The following is a 17,159-nucleotide window of genomic DNA, read 5'->3' on the forward strand; positions in this document are numbered from 1 at the left end:
GGGTAACCCGCTGCCGCTATCAGGTCAGCACGCTTTCCAGCTGCTTACGCAGCGTCTCGGTGGTCTCGTTGCCCGCCAGCGAAATCCGCGTGAACTGCTCGTCGGTCCCCGCCATTTCGGAGAGCAGCGAGCCCAGACCGGTGGCGCGCGTATCGCGCTGAATCAGCAGGTCCAGCCCCTCACCGTCCTGAGCGGAGGGCAGAAAGGCAATCTCGGCTTCGTCCAGGTGCCTGAAGCGGCTGCCGGTGGTGGGCTTGAACTCGAACTCCTGGAGGCAGCCGGTCGCCGGGTTCTTGCGCGACAGCTCCAGCGGTGCCGAGGTCATGGTGAAACCGAGCTGATCCATGGCCTCGAAGACATTGCGTTGCAGCTCGCCGGGCAGGATGCGCAGCGGATCCTTGTCGCGCGGGTCGATCGCCATGGCGATATCGGCGCGAGTCGCCACCCAGGTCCTGGGGTGCTCGCGTCCGACAGACAGCGGAGACAGCAGGGGTAGCGTCATCTCGAAGGGCAGGGTGCGTTCCTCGCCCGGCTGAATGGTCATGGGTTCCGAGAGGCGCAGGGTCGCCCAGGCGTGGGGGACCTTGACCTTCTCGTCGTCGACTTCTTGAATGGCCTCGCTGGCCAGATCCAGCACCAGGGCGTCCAGCTCCTGGCTGACTTCGCCGCCGACGATGTGAATCTCCCCCTTGAGGACGCTGCCGGCCTCGGCGGTATCGGTATCGAGCATGGTATCGATGCGAGCATTGCCGATGCCCACGGCGGCCATGAGTTTATCGAACATCCTGCGCTCCTGCAGGTTGGTGGTAGTTGGCTGCGTACGGCAGAATGACGGGGCTAGCAGGGCCAGAGCGCGCATGACGAGATGCACATAGCCTCGCCCATGTATGCCGGTTGGCGCATGCCGAGTGTCGTGCCGTACTCAGGATAGATGAGGGCAAATCATGCTGGAAGCAAGGGGTGAAGAGCGGTCCTACCCCCTGGAATGCCTGAGCGATACCCACGGGTTTCATCAGTTGCTGGTGGGGCTTGCCGGGCGCGTCGATGTCGAGATCGAGGGGCGTGGTGCGGCCGTGGTTCCCGGTGGGGCCTGCGTGATCCCGGCCGGGGCGACCCATCATTATCTGGGCATCGAAGCCGCCAACCGTTGCCGAGTGCTTGACCTGGCCACCGGGGATGCGACGCTGGATGCCTGTTTCGAACGCATCCGTTTTCTGCGTCTGCCGTTGTCGGATCTCCAGACCCGGGGCGATCAGGCCTTGCTGGCCAGCTTGACCAGCGCGCCGGCGCTCGTCGGTCCGCGCCTGAACCTGGCACGCCTGACGCGCATGGTCGAAGCCGATCTGGCCGAGCCCTGGGACCTGGCGCGGCTGGCCGCTATCACGCATCTTTCGCAACGACAGCTGCGGCGCAGTCTGCTGGCGCTCACTGGCCTGACCCCCTGGCGCTGGCTGCAACAGCAGCGACTCCGGCGGGCCACCCGGCGCATGCTGGAAGAGCGCACGTCCCTGACCGCGATTGCCCTGGATTGCGGCTTTCATGATGCGGCGCAATTCAGTCGCCTGTTTCGCGCCTGGCAGGGTCAGTCACCGGCTGCCTTTCGGCAGGGGCCGCGGCGCTGATGGCCGAAATCGACAAGTCTTGATGCCCCGGCTGTCGGATACTCCTCGGCAAACTGGCGAGGAGACACGCAATGACCACCGCAAGTGCTGCATCACGCCGGGCGACCCTGTGGGGCGCGACCACGGTCGTTAACTGGGCCACGCTGGCGCTCTTCACGCAATGGGCCGGGCCGGTGCCGCCTTTTCTGCTGACGGCCCTGTGTTTCGGCTTCGCCGGCATTCTGGCGGTGCTGATGTTCCTGTGGCGTGGTGAAGGGGCGGCGCTCAAGGCGGCCTTCCAGCAGCCGGTCATGGGCTGGCTGCTCGGCGTCGGCGGCCTGTTCGGCTACCACCTCTTCTACTTTATCGCCCAGCAGAATGCGCCCGCCGCCAGCGCCGGCTTGATCAGCTACCTGTGGCCATTGTTGATCGTCATTCTGGCGGGGCTGGTCCTGCCCGGCGAGCGCCTGCGTGTCATTCATCTGGTGGGTGGCGTCTGCGGTTTTGTCGGAGCGGCCTTGCTGGTCGGCCCCGGTGGCTTCGACTGGTCCGGGGAATACACGCTCGGTTATCTGGTGGCGCTGCTGGCGGCCTTCATCTGGAGCGGCTATTCGGTGGCGTCACGCCTGCTGGCGCGCATTCCGACCACGGCGGTGGCCTGGAACTGTCTGGGCGCGGCCATCCTCGCCCTGATCTGCCATCTGATCTGGGAGCCGGCGGGCTGGCCGCAAGGGGCCAATCTGTGGGCCATTCTGGCCCTGGGGCTGGGGCCGGTGGGCAGTGCCTTCTTTACCTGGGATATCGGCATGAAGCGTGGCCAGGTGCGCCTGCTGGGACTGCTGTCCTATGCCACGCCGCTGTGCTCGACCCTGGTGTTGATCGCCTTTGACCTGGCGACGCCCAGCCCCAGCCTGCTGATCGCCGCGTTGCTGATCTGCGGCGGCGCACTGATCGGCAGCGGCATGCTGGGTGGCACTGGAGGGCGCGGGAAAGCCGCCGCTGATCGGTCGTGAGGGCGGCCTACCTTATACCTCGGCCCACATGCGCAGCAGGTTGGTCAGGCTCTTGGAAATGATATCGAAGTCCTGGGACTTGCCATCCTGTTCGAACATCTGGCGGCGTGTCCGATCCAGGTCAAAGAGGATTTCGCGTTGCTGTGGATCGCGCACCTGACTCTGTACCCAGCCGACCGCCGCCAGGCGCTGCCCCCGGGTGACCGGTTCGACGCGATGCAGGGTGGATGACGGGTAGAGGATCAAGGCACCGGCGGGCAACTTGTAGGTCTGCTCGCCGGCGGTCGTGTCGATGAGCAGCTCGCCACCCTCATAGGTGTCGGGGCTTTCGAGAAACAGCGTGAAGGACAGGTCGGTGCGCATGGCGCCGTCGGGTGTGGGCATGATGGCATCATCCACATGATTGCCGTAGTTCATGCCGGACTGATAACGACTGAACATCAGCGGCTTCAGGCGTCGCGGGCGGGCGGCCATCTGGAATAGGGGGTGGCGGTTCAGCTCACCGGTGATGGACTCACGCAGCTTGGCAATGCGGGCATCCTTGCCGTCGGCCTGCTGATTGTTCTTGACCGTCTGGGCATGCCAGCCGGCCGTTTTGCGGCCATCCTGAAAGGAGGTGTCACTCAGCGTGGCGTGCACTTCCTGAAGCAAGTCCGCGGAAATGGCTTGCTCGATGCAAAGGATCATGGTGCCGAACCTCCCTGTCGGTGTTTACAAAGTATAATGTGAATGATTTGCGTTGATGTCAGAGATCACGGCAGACTATACCAGCAATTGAGTTGCTCGCCACCCGGCAGGCGTGGCGGATTGGATAGTCTTGTTGACGATAAAAGGGAGGTTGCATGACACACAGCACCCGAACGCGACTCTGGATGGGCGTTGGTGCCTCGGTACTACTGGGCGCCAGCACTTCAGTGTGGGCAGAAAGCCAGGATACCGATGCCTCCAGTGAATCCGCCCAGGGCCAGGAGGCCGTGCAGGTAGAAGGTGGCGAAGGCGGCCATCAATCCGAAGGCGGAGAAGGTGGTGAAGGCGGCGAAGCCGGTCATCAATCCGAAGGCGGAGAAGGTGGCGAAGGCGGTGAAGCCGGTCACCAATCCGAAGGCGGAGAAGGTGGTGAAGGTGGTGAAGGTGGTGAAGCCGGTCACCAACCCGAAGGCGGAGAAGGTGGCGAAGGTGGTGAAGCCGGTCATCAATCCGAAGGCGGAGAAGGTGGTGAAGGCGGAGAAGGTGGTGAAGGTGGTGAAGGTGGCGAAGGCGGTTCAGCCAGCGCCACTGACCCCTATGCGGTCTTTGCCTACTTGAATGCCAGCTCCGGCGGTGAAGGCGGTGAAGGCGGAGAAGGTGGCGAAGGCGGCGAAGCCGGTCACCAATCCGAAGGCGGAGAAGGTGGCGAAGGCGGTGAAGGCGGTGAAGGCGGCGAAGCCGGCCATACCGTCAACGCCAGCAATCCGGGTGTCTTCACGGCCAGCCTGGCCATGATGCAGGGGCATCTTGCCGTGGCGCGCGACCTTTACAAGGCTGATGAGCAGACGGCCGCCCAGCCGCACTTCGGTCACCCGCTGAATGAACACTATGAGCCGCTGGCTTCCGCCCTGGAAACGCGGGGTATCGATAGCCTGGATGACGCCCTGCAAGGCCTGGTGGACAGCACCCGTGAGGGTGGTGACTGGGACCAGCATACCGACGCCTACCAGGCGGCCCAGGAGGCCATCAAGGCGGCCATGCAGGACGTGGATAGCGAAATCCGCGACGATGTGGTCTTCCAGAGCCGCGTTCAGCTGGCCCTGCTGAAGAAGGCCATGAATGAATATCAGGCGGCCATCGAGGATGGCGAATTCGTCAACGTCGTCGAGTATCAGGACAGCCGTGGCTTCGTTCAGGTAGCCAAGTCGGTTCTCGAGCAGCACAAGGGGCTGTACGACAACGAGACCTACGGCACCCTGCTCGCTGCCTATGAGGATACCCTCAAGGCCTGGCCCTCCGCCGTGGCGCCTGAGACACCGGCCATGACACCGGGCGAACTTTCGGCCAGCATGTTCAAGCTCGAAGCCAAGCTGGGCGAGTACTAGCCGTCGTGCCCCATGCCGAATTCAGCGGCGTGGGGCAGTTTCCTCTTTTCGGCACTCAAGGGACTGCTCCTGGTGGCCAGGATGGCAGTTCCGATTCTTGTCTATAACCCGGGTGCTCCGAGCACCGACACGATATTTTCGGCTATCTGCGCTTGATTATGCGTCTGTTGAGTTGTGCACGGTCAGTGCTTGAGGCTGTCGTCGCTCTATCTTGTTGCTGGGCTGAATGAAAGACCCAGTGCTCTAAATGAGCATCGTAATGATGGGGAAGTCACTAGGCGTTGGCAGTCGTGCGCTTGGCAGTTAGCTTGCGGCTAGATGTTGTTCGCCAGAGTGACGTGCCGCATCTCCAGATAGGCGTCGAGGCCCGCGCGGCCAAGTTCGCGGCCGATGCCGCTGCCCTTCATGCCGCCCCAGCCGAGTCCTGGCGGGGCCACCTGATGAGTGTTGCACCAGACATTGCCCGCCTGGAGCCGTGCGGCGATATCGGTGGCGCGGCCCTTGTCGCCGGTGACCACGGTGGCGGCCAGGCCGAAGGCGCTATCGTTGGCCAGGGCGATCGCTTCGTCGTCACTGGTCACGCGACGCGCGCACAGGATGGGCCCGAAAATTTCCTCGCGCCACAGCCGGCTCGTGGTGGGCACATCGCGAAAGACCCGGGGGGCAATGAAATAGCCGTGATCAGGCAGGGGCGAGACCGGGGCGCTACCGGCATCGAGTCCTTCCTGCTCGGCGGCGGCCAGATAGCCGAGGACCCGCTCGTACTGGGCGGTGTTGACCAGTGGTCCGAGCGTGGTGGCGTTGTCCAGCGGGTTGCCCGGGACGAGGTCGGCGATGGCCGCGTCGAGGCGCTCATGGAGGGTATCGGCCAGTGACTCGTGGACCAGCAGACGCGAGGTCGCCGAACACATCTGGCCGGCATTGTAGGCGAAGCCTGCCAGTACCAGTTCGGCGGCCAGGTCCGGGTCGGCATCTTCGGTGACCAGGATCGGTGATTTGCCGCCGAGTTCCAGGGAAACGTTACGGGTTCCCCGGGCGGCGGCGGCCATCACGGCCTCGCCCACGGGATTGCTGCCGGTGAAGGACAGTTTGTCGACCCCGGGGTGGGCGGTCAACGCCTCGCCCACGCCTCGGCCGTCGCCGTGCACCAGGTTGAAGACGCCGGGAGGCAGCTCGATCTCGAGGGCGATCTCGGCCAGTGCCTGTTCGGGCAGCGGCGTGACCTCGGAGGGCTTGAAGACCACCGTGCAGCCGGCGGCGAGCGCCGGGGCGACCTTCCAGGCGCTGCTGACCAGCGGAAAGTTCCAGGGGGTGATCAAGCCGGCCACGCCGACCGGGTCCTGGTAGCGTCGCGACACCATGTCCGCCTCGCCGGTGGCGACTGCCTCGCCCTGGCGCGCATCCAGTACCCGGGCCTCGCCCGCATAGTAACGGTAGCAGTCGATGGCGTCGGCCAGGTCCTGGTCGGCTTCGGTCAGCGGCTTGCCGTTGTTGCGGCTGGAAAGCTCGACGAGCGAGGCGCGACGGGCCTCGAGGGCGTCGGCGATAGCGTCGATGAAGCGACCGCGACGTTCGCCCGGCAGGTCTCGCCAACCGGCCAGCGCACGGCGAGCGGCGGCCACGGCATCGTTCACGTCGGCAGGGTCGCCGGCGGTCACGGTGGCGATGCGCGTCTGGCGATAAGGGTCGAGGACGTCCAGGCATCGCGTGGCACGGCTTTCCACCCAGGCGTTGTCGATGAAGTGTCGTGTCAGTGTGCTCATGGGGCTTCTCCATGGGGGTGCAGGGAGCGGCGTGGCAGCCAGCCCCGGCCGCGTTCGGGCTTCATGCCGGGGAAATGACGTTCCACCTGGCGCAGTACCAGGGTGAGCACCAGTGTCATGGCCAGATAGATCCCTCCGATCAGCATCAGGGGTTCATAGACCAGGAAGGTCTCGTCGCGAATGATGTTGGCGGCCTGCAGCAGGTCCATCATGGCGATGGTCGAGACCAGCGGCACGGACTTGAGCAGCAGGATCATTTCGCCGGTCAGGGTCGGCAGGCATTGCTGGATGGCACGGGGCAGCCAGAGGCGGAAAAAGACCTGCAGGGGCGTCAGGCCGAAGGCGCGGCCGGCCTCGCGTTCGCCAGGTGGCACGCTCAACAGGGCGCCGCGAATGACCTCACCGGAATAGGCGCCGACGCTCAGGATGAAGGTCAGAGCACCATAGAAGAAGGGATCGCGCAGCAATGGCCAGATGACGCTGTCCTGGATGCCGGGGATACCCTCGAGCAGGCGCCCCACGCCGTAGTAGAAGAAGAACAGCTGCACCAGCAGCGGCGTTCCACGCATCACTGTGGTGAAGCCCTGAACGGCCAGTGCCAGGGGACGGGGTGCCTTGAGCCGCGTGATGGCAACGAGCACGGCCAGCGCCAGGCCGCCGACCGCCGATACGGCGATCAGCCACAGGGTGTTGATAAAACCCTCGATCAGGTATTCCTGATAGAAGGGGTCGCCAAGCCAGGAAAAGTCCATGTCAGGCCTCCTCGGTGGTCGGCTGGCTGCGACGCAGGTAACGTTCCAGGCGCGCGAACAGCGCCGTGGACGACAGCGTCATCGCCAGGTAGATGACGCCGGCGGCGGCATAGAACAGAAAATGGGCACGCGTGCTGGAGGCCGCCTGCTGGATGGTGAAGAACAGCTCGCTGTAACCGATGACGCTGATCAGGGCGGTATCCTTGATCAGGATCAGCCAGAGGTTCGACATGCCCGGCAGGGCATTGGGCAGCATGGCCGGCACGACGATGCGTCGGAAGCGCGCCCAGGCCGAGAAGCCGAAGGCATCGGCGGCCTCGAGCTGGCCTCGGGGAATGGCCAGGATGGCGCCACGAAGCACTTCGGTCATGTAGGCGCCCTGAACGAATGCCAGCACGCCCACGGCGGTCACGAAGCCGTTGATGGATACCTGACCGGAAAAGCCCATGGCATTGGTCAGGGCGGTGAGTGCCTGGGAACCGGCATAGTAGAGCAGGATGATCAGCAACAGCTCTGGCACGGCTCGCACCGCCGTGGAGTACAGGATACCCAGGCCGCGTATCGGTGCCCAGGGGCTGAGGCGCGCGCTGGCGCCGATCAGGCCGAGCAGCAGGCCGATGGCATAGGCCAGTACGGCAATCTCGAGGGTCGTCAGCGCGCCCTGTAAGATGGGACCGGACCAGTCGGCCAAGCCTTCTTGCGAGAGGTTGTTCATGGTCGAAAAGCACCTTAGAAGACACGGAGTGCGCGCCGGGACGGAATAACGTCGCACGGTCTCTTCGGGGATCGACCGGCGCGTACCGTGTCACACTTGCGTTGACATCCTTGCATGGACATGGCGAAGCCGCCGGACAGCGTCACCGCCCGGTGGTTCGAATCACGATGGCAATCGATGGTACTCAGCCGGTGCAGACGTCGGTGCCGAAGTACGACTCGGAAAGTCGGGTGCAGGTGCCATCCTGCTGGACCTTTTCGATGGCCGCGTTGAGCTTGGCCTCCAGGTCGTCGTCAGCCTTTCGGATACCGATGCCGACGCCCTCGCCATAGGCTTCATGGTGCGGTGCGGTGCCCTTGATCTCGAAGCCTTCGGCCTCGTCGCGCTCGACCAGTTCGTTCATGGCGATCTTGTCGGCCAGGATCACGTCCAGGCGGCCGGAGAGCAGATCGCGGTTGACCTGCTCGGCCTGGTCGTAGAGGCGGATATCGACGCCGGTGTCACGCAGGGCGCGGCGGGCATAGGTGGCGTTGGTGGTGGCGCTCTGCACGCCCAGTACCAGGCCGTCCAGCCCTTCGGGAAGGCTCAGCTCCTGGTCGCCGGCGGCCACGTAAGCACCAGGGGTGAAGTAGTAGGGATCGGTGAAGTCGATGACCTTCTGGCGGGCCTTGGTGATCGACATGGAGTTCATGATCATGTCGATGCGCCCGGCCTTGAGCGAGGGGATGATACCGCTCCAGCCGGTGGGCTTGATCTCGCACTCGGTTTCCATGGCCTCGCAGATGGCCATGCCCAGTTCCACTTCGAAGCCGGTCCACTCGCCTTCGGACGAGGTGTAGGTGAAAGGGGGGTAGGGCTCGGCAGAAATGCCGATCTGCAGGGGCTCGGCGGCCTGGGCGGTACCGCCGAGACTGACGATGGAAAGCGCGATGGCGGGGATGAGGGTGCGTTGCATGGTGTTCTCCTGACTCGTTGTTCGAAAGTGGGGACTGTGGCCGATCAGGCGGCGGGAGCCGCGAAGCGCCGACAGCGCGGGTCGTCGAAGACCTCTCCAGGGGGACCGGCGACGCCGATGACGCCGCGATCGAGAAATACGACCTGGTCGGAGACTTCCCGGGCGAAGGCCATCTCGTGGGTGACCAGCACCATGGTGCGGCCTTCGCCGGCCAGGTCGCGGATCACGCCGAGGACCTCGTTGACGCGTTCCGGGTCCAGCGCCGATGTCGGCTCGTCGAACAGCAGCAGGCGTGGCTCCATGGCGAGCGCGCGAGCGATGGCCACGCGCTGCTGTTGGCCGCCGGACAGGAACGCCGGGTAGGCATCGCGCTTGTCGGCCATGCCGACACGCGCCAGGTAGTGCTCGGCCACCTCGGTGGCGCGTCGGCGCGATAGCCCCTGTACCCGCATCGGGGCCTCGGTGACGTTGCCGAGCACGCTGAAGTGCGGCCACAGGTTGAACTGCTGGAAGACCATGCTGACCTTGGCGCGCAGCCGCTGCAGCTGGCGCCGGTTAAGGCCGACGACGTCGCCCTGGGAATTGCGGTCGAACTGGATCGTCTCATCCGCAATCGCCAGGTCGCCCTGGTCAGGGCGTTCTAGCAGGTTGAGGCAGCGCAGCAGGGTACTCTTGCCGGACCCGCTGGCGCCGATGATGGAGGTAACGCTGCCCTCGGGAACGTCGAGGGAGACATCGCGCAGCACCTCGAGGTCGCCATAGCGTTTGACGAGGTGGTGCGCTTGCACCGCCGGGGCGGCGGTAGCTTGCGGAGTGTGATCGTCGAGCGATGATGTCATAGGCGAGTCATTGGACGGTGGAAAGGAGGCCGGCGCCGTCGCGTGCCGTCTCGGCACAGCGGGCCAGGCGTTGGCAGGCATCGGTCAGGCGGGCCTCGTCGACGGTCAGGCTCAGGCGCACGAAGCCGGCGGCGGAGGGGCCGAAGGCCTCGCCGGACAGCACCGACACGCCGTGTTCATCGAGCAGTCGGTCGGCGAAGGCCTGGGACGAGTGACCGGTGGCGCGGATATCGACCATCAGGAACATGCCCGCCGCCGGTGGGATGACCTCTACGGTCGGACAGTCCGCCAGGGCCGCGCAGACGGCATCGCGTCGGGCTCGATAGCCCTGGTGCATGGTCTCGAGTTCCGGGGCCTGTCGGGTCAGGGCGTCCCGGGCGGCGTCCTGGATGAAGTCCGGGCAGCCGTAGAGCATGCACAGCGCCAGGTTGCCGAGGTGCTCGATCAGCTCCCGGGGACCGAGCACCCAGCCCAGTCGCCAGCCGGTCATGGCGTGGGACTTAGAGAGACTGTCGATCACCACGCTGCGATCCTCCAGGCCGGGTAGGGCGGCAGCGCACTGGTGCTCGCCCTCGAAGATCAGGTTGGCGTAGACCTCGTCGGAGATCAGCCACAGATCATGGCGGCGACAGAGCTCGGCGATGGCGTGCCAGGTGTCGGCGTCGATGAGCTGCCCGGTGGGGTTGTGCGGGCTGTTGAGCATGATCGCCCGGGTGCGCGGGGTGATCGCCGCCTCGATATCGGCCGGGTCGAGGCGGAAGCCGGCATCGCCGCGTAGCGGGATGCGTACCATGGTGGCATCGGTGGAGCGCAATACTGCCTCGTAGGTGACATAGCAGGGCTCGGGCACGATGACCTCGTCGCCCGGGTCGAGCAGGCACTGGGCCACGGCGTAGAGCCCGCACTGGGCCCCGGCCATCACGATGATGCGCTCGGGGTCGGCCTCGACGCCGTGCCGGCGGTAGCGCTCGGCGATGGCATCGCGCAGGCCGTGCTTGCCTTGAACGTCGGGATAATGGGTGGCGCCGTCACGCAGGCTGGCCACGGCGCTCTCGACGATCGTCGCCGGCGTGTCGAAGTCCGGGTCGCCCACCGACAGCACGGTAATGTCTTCGCCGGCAGCCTGTCGGGCCAAGGCCCGGTTATGGATGTCCCAGGCCGCGGCGCCTTCGCCAGCGATACGGTCGGTCAGTCGGGAATAACGCATGAAAGTCTCGCTAGGTGGCCTGAGGGGAAGTGTCATCGGCTGGCAGGCGGCGGCGTTCGGCCTGCCAGGCGAGGTCGGTGCCCTGCGGGCTGGCGGCCCATGCCTCGTACTGGCGGGCGACGTGCTCGCACAATTCCGGGTTGGCCTGACGCAAGGGGCGTCCGGTGGCCTGGGCGGCCAGCTGGGCCTGGCAACTGCGTTCCAGGTCGCGCATGCGCAGGAAGGCCTCGCCCACGCTGCGTCCGCAGGTCAGCAGGCCGTGCTGGCGCAGCAGCATCGCCATGTGGCGACCGAGATGGGCGGTCAGCCGTCGACGTTCGTCGAGGTCCAGGGCGATGCCTTCATAGTCGTGATAACCGAGCCGGTCATGAAATTGCATCGCCCACTGGTTCAGCGGCAGCAGGCCTTCCTTGAGGCAGGAAACGGCGACGCCGGCGACCGTGTGGGTGTGCAGTACACAGGCGACCTCGGGACGCGCCGCATGGATGGCACTGTGGATGGTGAAACCGGCGGGATTGATGCCGAGCCCGGTCGGGTCGTCGAGGATCTCGCCCTCGGCGTCGACGGTGACCAGGTTGTCGGCACGTACCTCGTCGAAGCGCAGGCCGAAAGCGTTGAGCAGGAAGCGCTCGCCGGATAGCCGTGCCGAGATATGCGTCGAGATGCCGTCATCCATGCCGTCCAGTGCGACCAGCCGGTAGGCGGCGGCCAGGTCGCGGCGCTGCATGGCTTCCTCGTCACGAGGTGTCGTCACAGGCTGGCCTCCACGGCATCGAGCGCATTGCCGCCGTCGCGGGTCTCGACGCCCTCGAGGAATTCGGCGACTCGCTCGGGGTGGGACGCCAGCCAATCGTGGGCCACGGCTTCCAGCTTGCGCTCCTTGAGGCTGTAGTCGCGAATGAATTCACTCTGCTCGTCGGCGCTGATCACGAACTGGTCGAGCAGCCGGGTCAGGTTGGGGTTGGCCTCGGCGTAGGAAGTGGCGACGATGGTCTTGACGTCGCTGCGGCCGTTGTCGGCCCCATAGACGCCTTCGGGGTCGTCGAGGATGCGGGTGTTGTATTCCGGCACCATCCAGTGGGGCGTCCAGCCGTAGAAGACGATCCAGCGGTCCTCGTCGACCGCGGCCTCGACCTCGCTGAGCATGCCGGGCGTGGACGAGGACATGCCTTCCCAGTCACCCAACCCGTAGGTGTCGGCCTCGATGGCCTGGTTCAGCATGTCGGTGACGGTGGAGCCGCTCTCGATGCTGTAGACGGTCTTGTCGAAGCGCTTGGCCACCGCGGGGTCGGCCAGTTGTTCGGCGCTGGTGATGCCCGCCTCGTAGACGTATTCCGGTACCGCGAAGCCCATGCGGGCACCGTTGACGTTGTTGCCCAGGTCGACGATGGCATCGGCCTCCATGGCGGCGTCGTAGCTCTCCTGCTGTGCCGGCATCCAGCCGGCGAGAAAGGCATCGCTGTCGCCGGTCTGCAGGGTGTTGTAGCCGACCGTCGAGCTGAGCTGTTGCTTGCTGGTGGTATAGCCCAGCGGCTCGATGAGCTGGGCGAAGATCTCGCTCTTGACGGTCACGCCGGGCCAGGGCGGCACGACCAGGCGCAGCTGATCGTCGCGATCGGTGGCGGTGGCGGGGCCGGCCAGGGTCAGGCCGGCGATCAGGGTCATGGTCAGGGTCGTGGTATGCGTTTTCATATATCAATGCTTCCCTTTGCAGGGAGGATGAGACAGTCATCTCCTCCTCAGAGTGATTCGGTCGAGGTGACGAGCCGTCAGAGCGAGGCGATCCAGGCGGTGGCATCGACCTCGATGATCAATGGAGAACTCGCTTCATCGAGGCGGCCGAGGGCGTCGTGCAGGCTCGCCGGGTCGGTCACGCCGAGGTGGCGACAGGCGAAGGCCTGCGCCAGGGCCTGGAAGTCGGGGGCGGCCAGATCGACACCGAGCTTCGGGATCTCGCTCATGGCCATGTAACGACGGATCTCTTCGTAGCCGTCGTTGTTCCAGATCACGATTGCCACGGGGCGGCCGAGGTCGCGGGCGGTGCCCAGCTCGCCGAGCACGAACTGCAGGCCGCCGTCGCCGACCAGGGCGACCACCGGTTGTTCCGGCCGGGCCAGGGCGGCGCCCAGGGCGGCGGGCAGGCCGTAGCCGAGGGTGCCGAAGCCGGTGGCGGCGTTGAACCAGCGGCGCGGGACCGGCAGCGAGGCCAGGAAGTTGCCGGCGTAGACCGGGCCGGTGGAATCGCCGACCAGGATGGCGTCCGGCAGTACCTCGCGCAGGATGGCGAAGAGCGGTGCGTAGGGGGCCACCTCGGCATCCTCGTCGAGGGCCAGGGCTCGGCGCACGGCCTCGGCGCGTCCGGCACCGTCGCGTTGCGTCGACTCGGACAGTCGTTCGGCGAGCGCCGCCATGGCCTGGCCGGCTTCGGCGAGCAGGGCCAGGTCGGCGGCCTGGTTGCGGCCGAGCTGCTGGGGGTCGATATCGATGCGAATGAGGCGACCGTCGAGGACGAAGCCGCCATCGAACACCAGATCGTAGTCGGTCTCGCCGAGCTCGGTGCCGATGGCCAGTACCACGTCGGCCTCGCGGGCCAGCCGACGGGCCGCGGGCAGGCTGGCAGTGGCGCCCAGGTCTAGCGGATGGTCGAGCCCGAGCACGCCCTTGGCGTTGATGGTGGTAAAGGTCGGGGCATCGAGTCGTTCGACCAGGGCGCGGGCTGCGTCCGCCGCGTCGGCGGTGCCGCCGCCGAGCAGGACCATGGGACGCGAAGCCGCGCCGAGCCACTCGGCGGCTCGTGCCAGTGCCTCGGGAGCCGGTGCCGGCGGGTAGGCGCGGGTCGGCGTGATGGGCTCGTCGGATACCGGGGCGCCCATCACGTCTAGGGGGATCTCGATATGCACGGGGCCGGGGCGGGCACTGTGGAATATCGAGAAGGCACGGGCCATGACCTCCGGAAGCGCCTCGGGGTCGTGCAGGGTGTGGCTGAACAGACTGACGCCGGCCAGCGTCTCGCGCTGGTGGGGCATCTCGTGCAGGCGCCCCTGGCCACGCCCCAGGCTGGCGCGCTGGTTGACGCTGGAGATCACCAGCATCGGCACCGAGTCGGCCAGGGCCTGCCCCATGGCGGTGGCGATATTGGTCATGCCGGGACCGGTGATGATGAAGCAGGCAGCGGCCAGGCCGCTCGCCCGGGCATGGCCGTCGGCCATGAAACCGGCGCCCTGTTCGTGACGCGGCGTGACGTGGTGCAGCCGGCTTTCGCCGAGGGCACGGTACAGTTCGATGGTGTGCACGCCGGGGATGCCGAAGGCGGTTTCGACGCCGTAGGCCTCGAGCAGTTGAATCAGTCGCTGGGCGCAAGTCATCGCGGCGAATTCTCCTCGATCGGATCGGGCAGGCCACCGAAGGGCGGACGGCTCAGGACGCGCTCGACCATGGGCACGAAGTGCTCGAGTGGCAGGGTGTCGTAGTCGGGATCGAAACTCGCCTGGTCCCAGTGGTCACAGAAGCGCACCGTGCGCGCATAGGCCGGATGGTCGCGAAACTGCTCCCGGGCGTGGCGATCCTGGCCGAAGAAGTGACGGTAATGAAACCCCTGAAAGAGTTCGTGGTGGCGAATCATCCAGGCATTCAAGGGATCGATGAATGGCTCGAGGATGCCCGCGGCGATCTCGGCGTGATTGGCCGGTGCCAGGTCGTCGCCGATGTCATGCAGCAGGGCGCACACCACCATTTCCTCGTCGGCACCGTCACGCAGGGCGCGGGTCGCTGTCTGCAGGCTGTGCTCGAAGCGATCCACCGGGTAGCCGTGGTGGTCCCCGGCCAGCCGATGCAGATGGTCGAGCACGCGGCGCGGGGCGTCGGCCTGGTAGTCACGGAAGCGGGCGTCTATCAAGTGCCACTCGTCGAGCCGGCTTTCGTCGAAACGTCGGAAACTGGCCTGGTTCATGCGCTGGCCTCCTTTGATGGTTGGCCGGAGAGCTGTCGGCGGAGCACGAGGCGTCGGCTGGTCGTGCTGTCGCGGTCGACGTAGCCCTGGCGCAGATGGCGAACGCCGCCGGCGAGCTGGTAGGCGCGTCGCCCGTGCAGCAGGCGATAGTTGTCCATGATCAACATCTGGCCGGGGTCGAGCTTGAGGTGAACGGTCAGCTCGTCCGAGGTGATCAGGTGGTAGAAGGCCCGGCGTGCGGCGTAGTAGCGCTCGAGTTCATCGGCCGACAGGGCATCGACACGTTCGGTGCGGTTGTTGAAGCGCACGCGTGCCAGGCGGCCGTGGCTGTCGAGTTCGATCAGCGGCCCCTCACCTTCCAGGCGCGTGGTGTCGTCATGGTAGAGAAAGCCCGGGGCGACACGGGTCAGGCAGTCGAAGGCCTCGGGGTCGCGTGCCTTGAGCGTCAGCGCCGCCTGATAGCCGTCGACCAGGGTGTTTGCACCGCCGTCGGCGGCATTGGTCAGGCAATGCAGCCAGATGTAGCCGGGAATCGGATCGCGGTAGGGGTTGTCGGTGTGCGGCTCGAGCCCACGCTGGGTCATGGTCAGGTCATAGGCGTTGGCCACCGACTTGACGTCGGCGATGCCGCCCCAGTTGGTGCGGCGCAGGGGACCGATACGGTCGATCAGGGCCTGCATGCCGTCTTCTTCGGTGGGCACGCCCGAGACCAGCACGAAGCCGAAACGATGCAGGTTCTCGAGCATGTCGAGCAGGGCGGCATCGTCCTGGCGAGCGGCCGCGAAGTCCGCTCTGGGCGGCTCGGCCAGGCTGGCATCCCAGAGAGTACGGCCGGGCACGCTGGTAGCGATCTCGGTGCTGGCCTCGACGAGTTCCTCGAGCGAAAAGTCGGTGGCGTGGCCATCGCTGAAACGCAGCGCTACATGCTCGCCGCTAAGTTCGGCGCTTTCCAGGGCCAGGTCGAGAGGCAGCTCGGCGGCCTCGATCAGGCGCTGGCCGGTGCGGGGATCCAGGGTGGTGGAATCGGGGGCGCGTTCGCGCAGCCAGAGAGCAGCGAATTCGCGGGTCTGGCCCTGGGTGTCGAGGTTCAGGCGCTGTCCATCCGAGGACAGCCACAGCTTGCCGCTTGCGGTCATGACGATCTATCTCCGGGTATTGCGTGGACCGTGACGAAGTGTCGCCACCGGCGCCGATGCGCGACTGGCTTTACCCTAACGCCGCTGTGCCGCTACCATTTGCATAAATTCGCCCTATATTTGATATTTTTGGCCATAATGAGTGAGTTTACCGACGCCTGGCCCTATCCGAGACCGGATTCTCCGCCGCTGCTGGCGCCCGAGGAAGCGGAGCACACCCTGGATGTCTGGCTGGTGCCCAAGTTCTCGATGCTGAGTCTGTTCTGTCTGCTGGAGCCGTTGCGTGTGGCCAATCGTTTCGGCCGGGACCTGTTTGCCTGGCGGCTGTTGTCTGCCGATGGAGAAGGGCTGGTGGCCAGTAACGGCGTGGGCATCGATGTCGATGGCGAGCTCGATGCCGTGGCCGATGACGCGCATCTGATGGTGGTGTCTTCCTATGCGGCGGAGGCGACTATCCGCGGGCAGGATCTTGCCGTGCTGAGGCGAGTGGCGGCCCATGGCGGCTGGCTGGGGGGACTGGACACGGCCCCCTTCATCCTGGCGCGATCGGGCGTGCTGGAAGGGCATCGGGTCGCGATGCATTGGGAAAGCGTACCGGCGTTTCGACGCGAATTCCCGCAGCTCAGGGTCAGCCAGGCACGCTTCGAGCTCGATGCGTCCCGGCTGACCGGATCGGGCGGGTCGGCGAGCATCGACATGATGCTGGCCTGGATGGAACGGCTCTATGGACCGGCGCTGGCCAATGCGGTGGGCCGTCAACTGGTGCACCAGCGCGGTGATGATGACCCTTCGCCGAGTCGGGACGAGCGCTATGCGCATTTGCCGCGCAGCGTGCTGCGAGCCCTGGCGGTCATGGAGGCGAACCTGGCCCAGGCGCTGCCCATTCCCGAGATCTGCCGGTTGGTGGGACAGTCACAGCGCCAGTTGACGCGGCGCTTCATGGCCCATTTCGGCGAGACGCCCAAGCAATGCTACCTGGGCATGCGGCTCGACCAGGCCCAGCGCCTGCTGGCCGCCAGCCACTGTCGGGTCACCGAGGCGGCGTTGGCCACCGGTTTCGCGCACCTGGCGCACTTTTCCCGGGCCTACCGGGCGAGATTCGGGGAGGCGCCCAGTGTGACCGCTGAACGCGGCTGAAAGCGGCCGGCGGGACGCTC

The 17,159-nt window shown here is 66.0% G+C and carries 17 protein-coding genes; 4 read left to right on the forward strand and 13 right to left on the reverse strand.

All coding sequences use genetic code 11. The features are described 5' to 3' along the window. Positions 1–19: 19 nt before the first annotated feature. Positions 20–784 (reverse strand): sporulation protein, encoded by a 765-nt coding sequence (locus QWY79_RS13535; protein ID WP_290273767.1) that lies wholly within the window; start codon positions 782–784, stop codon positions 20–22. A 160-nt stretch (positions 785–944) separates the two neighbouring features. Here QWY79_RS13535 and QWY79_RS13540 point away from each other — a divergent pair, with 160 nt between their 5' ends. Continuing rightward, positions 945–1,622 (forward strand): helix-turn-helix domain-containing protein, encoded by a 678-nt coding sequence (locus tag QWY79_RS13540; protein ID WP_290273769.1) that lies wholly within the window; start codon positions 945–947, stop codon positions 1,620–1,622. Positions 1,623–1,693: 71 nt separating this feature from the next. Continuing rightward, positions 1,694–2,614, forward strand: coding sequence for an aromatic amino acid exporter YddG (gene yddG / locus QWY79_RS13545; protein WP_290273772.1), 921 nt, complete (start codon positions 1,694–1,696; stop codon positions 2,612–2,614). 12 nt (positions 2,615–2,626) lie between these two features. Here the strand turns inward: yddG and QWY79_RS13550 are convergent, their stop codons facing one another. Further along, positions 2,627–3,301 (reverse strand): Fe2+-dependent dioxygenase, encoded by a 675-nt coding sequence (locus QWY79_RS13550; RefSeq protein WP_290273774.1) that lies wholly within the window; start codon positions 3,299–3,301, stop codon positions 2,627–2,629. 155 nt (positions 3,302–3,456) lie between these two features. On the opposite strand from QWY79_RS13550, the gene QWY79_RS13555 reads away from it, so the two are divergent. Next, entirely contained in the window at positions 3,457–4,686 is a 1,230-nt protein-coding gene (locus tag QWY79_RS13555) for a 4-helix bundle domain-containing protein (RefSeq protein WP_290273778.1), read from the forward strand. Between the two features lie 314 nt (positions 4,687–5,000). Here QWY79_RS13555 and QWY79_RS13560 read toward each other — a convergent pair whose 3' ends face one another. The 11 genes from QWY79_RS13560 to tmpA all read right to left on the reverse strand — a co-directional run bounded on the left by QWY79_RS13560 (position 5,001) and on the right by tmpA (position 16,002). Continuing rightward, positions 5,001–6,449 carry an aldehyde dehydrogenase family protein gene (locus QWY79_RS13560; protein ID WP_290273781.1) on the reverse strand — a complete coding sequence of 483 codons (1,449 nt, stop codon included), beginning with the start codon at positions 6,447–6,449 and terminating at the stop codon, positions 5,001–5,003. Beyond that, positions 6,446–7,201 carry an ABC transporter permease gene (locus tag QWY79_RS13565; RefSeq protein WP_290273784.1) on the reverse strand — a complete coding sequence of 252 codons (756 nt, stop codon included), beginning with the start codon at positions 7,199–7,201 and terminating at the stop codon, positions 6,446–6,448. The genes QWY79_RS13560 and QWY79_RS13565 overlap by 4 nt, the downstream gene beginning before the upstream one ends. A gap of 1 nt (position 7,202) precedes the next feature. Beyond that, positions 7,203–7,916 (reverse strand): ABC transporter permease, encoded by a 714-nt coding sequence (locus QWY79_RS13570; protein ID WP_290273788.1) that lies wholly within the window; start codon positions 7,914–7,916, stop codon positions 7,203–7,205. Between the two features lie 184 nt (positions 7,917–8,100). After that, complete coding sequence (locus QWY79_RS13575) at positions 8,101–8,871, reverse strand: transporter substrate-binding domain-containing protein (RefSeq protein WP_290273791.1); 771 nt, start codon at positions 8,869–8,871, stop codon at positions 8,101–8,103. Between the two features lie 44 nt (positions 8,872–8,915). Continuing rightward, entirely contained in the window at positions 8,916–9,710 is a 795-nt protein-coding gene (locus QWY79_RS13580; RefSeq protein ID WP_290273793.1) for an ATP-binding cassette domain-containing protein, read from the reverse strand. A gap of 7 nt (positions 9,711–9,717) precedes the next feature. After that, the gene (locus QWY79_RS13585) at positions 9,718–10,917 is read right to left on the reverse strand and encodes a pyridoxal phosphate-dependent aminotransferase (protein ID WP_290273796.1); all 1,200 of its coding nucleotides are present in this window, start codon (positions 10,915–10,917) and stop codon (positions 9,718–9,720) included. Positions 10,918–10,927: 10 nt separating this feature from the next. Continuing rightward, positions 10,928–11,671 carry a class II aldolase/adducin family protein gene (locus QWY79_RS13590; protein WP_290273799.1) on the reverse strand — a complete coding sequence of 248 codons (744 nt, stop codon included), beginning with the start codon at positions 11,669–11,671 and terminating at the stop codon, positions 10,928–10,930. Next, entirely contained in the window at positions 11,668–12,609 is a 942-nt protein-coding gene (locus QWY79_RS13595) for an ABC transporter substrate-binding protein (protein ID WP_290273801.1), read from the reverse strand. Before QWY79_RS13595 ends, QWY79_RS13590 begins: the two co-directional genes overlap by 4 nt. A gap of 77 nt (positions 12,610–12,686) precedes the next feature. Next, the gene (locus QWY79_RS13600; protein WP_290273804.1) at positions 12,687–14,282 is read right to left on the reverse strand and encodes a 5-guanidino-2-oxopentanoate decarboxylase; all 1,596 of its coding nucleotides are present in this window, start codon (positions 14,280–14,282) and stop codon (positions 12,687–12,689) included. Beyond that, positions 14,279–14,866, reverse strand: a complete 588-nt coding sequence (locus QWY79_RS13605) for an HD domain-containing protein (RefSeq protein WP_290273807.1) — start codon at positions 14,864–14,866, stop codon at positions 14,279–14,281. The genes QWY79_RS13600 and QWY79_RS13605 overlap by 4 nt, the downstream gene beginning before the upstream one ends. Beyond that, positions 14,863–16,002: a 2-trimethylaminoethylphosphonate dioxygenase gene (gene tmpA / locus QWY79_RS13610; RefSeq protein WP_290273810.1), complete on the reverse strand. Its 1,140-nt coding sequence runs from the start codon at positions 16,000–16,002 to the stop codon at positions 14,863–14,865. The genes QWY79_RS13605 and tmpA overlap by 4 nt, the downstream gene beginning before the upstream one ends. Positions 16,003–16,140: 138 nt before the next feature. Between tmpA and QWY79_RS13615 the strand changes: the two genes are divergently transcribed. Next, complete coding sequence (locus QWY79_RS13615; RefSeq protein ID WP_290273813.1) at positions 16,141–17,139, forward strand: GlxA family transcriptional regulator; 999 nt, start codon at positions 16,141–16,143, stop codon at positions 17,137–17,139. Positions 17,140–17,159: the final 20 nt, after the last annotated feature.

Origin of the sequence: Halomonas sabkhae (genome assembly GCF_030409265.1) — a bacterium.
Lineage (GTDB): Bacteria > Pseudomonadota > Gammaproteobacteria > Pseudomonadales > Halomonadaceae > Halomonas > Halomonas halmophila.

Excerpts from the sequence above, each read along its gene's own strand:
- QWY79_RS13555 (WP_290273778.1), top strand. The coding sequence starts at position 3,457 with ATGACACACAGCACCCGAACGCGACTCTGGATGGGCGTTGGTGCCTCG.
- QWY79_RS13605 (WP_290273807.1), bottom strand. The coding sequence starts at position 14,866 with ATGAACCAGGCCAGTTTCCGACGTTTCGACGAAAGCCGGCTCGACGAG.
- QWY79_RS13585 (WP_290273796.1), bottom strand. The coding sequence starts at position 10,917 with ATGCGTTATTCCCGACTGACCGACCGTATCGCTGGCGAAGGCGCCGCG.
- QWY79_RS13565 (WP_290273784.1), bottom strand. The coding sequence starts at position 7,201 with ATGGACTTTTCCTGGCTTGGCGACCCCTTCTATCAGGAATACCTGATC.
- yddG (WP_290273772.1), top strand. The coding sequence starts at position 1,694 with ATGACCACCGCAAGTGCTGCATCACGCCGGGCGACCCTGTGGGGCGCG.
- QWY79_RS13570 (WP_290273788.1), bottom strand. The coding sequence starts at position 7,916 with ATGAACAACCTCTCGCAAGAAGGCTTGGCCGACTGGTCCGGTCCCATC.
- QWY79_RS13600 (WP_290273804.1), bottom strand. The coding sequence starts at position 14,282 with ATGACTTGCGCCCAGCGACTGATTCAACTGCTCGAGGCCTACGGCGTC.
- QWY79_RS13615 (WP_290273813.1), top strand. The coding sequence starts at position 16,141 with ATGAGTGAGTTTACCGACGCCTGGCCCTATCCGAGACCGGATTCTCCG.
- QWY79_RS13595 (WP_290273801.1), bottom strand. The coding sequence starts at position 12,609 with ATGAAAACGCATACCACGACCCTGACCATGACCCTGATCGCCGGCCTG.
- QWY79_RS13575 (WP_290273791.1), bottom strand. The coding sequence starts at position 8,871 with ATGCAACGCACCCTCATCCCCGCCATCGCGCTTTCCATCGTCAGTCTC.
- tmpA (WP_290273810.1), bottom strand. The coding sequence starts at position 16,002 with ATGACCGCAAGCGGCAAGCTGTGGCTGTCCTCGGATGGACAGCGCCTG.
- QWY79_RS13580 (WP_290273793.1), bottom strand. The coding sequence starts at position 9,710 with ATGACATCATCGCTCGACGATCACACTCCGCAAGCTACCGCCGCCCCG.
- QWY79_RS13540 (WP_290273769.1), top strand. The coding sequence starts at position 945 with ATGCTGGAAGCAAGGGGTGAAGAGCGGTCCTACCCCCTGGAATGCCTG.
- QWY79_RS13560 (WP_290273781.1), bottom strand. The coding sequence starts at position 6,449 with ATGAGCACACTGACACGACACTTCATCGACAACGCCTGGGTGGAAAGC.
- QWY79_RS13550 (WP_290273774.1), bottom strand. The coding sequence starts at position 3,301 with ATGATCCTTTGCATCGAGCAAGCCATTTCCGCGGACTTGCTTCAGGAA.
- QWY79_RS13535 (WP_290273767.1), bottom strand. The coding sequence starts at position 784 with ATGTTCGATAAACTCATGGCCGCCGTGGGCATCGGCAATGCTCGCATC.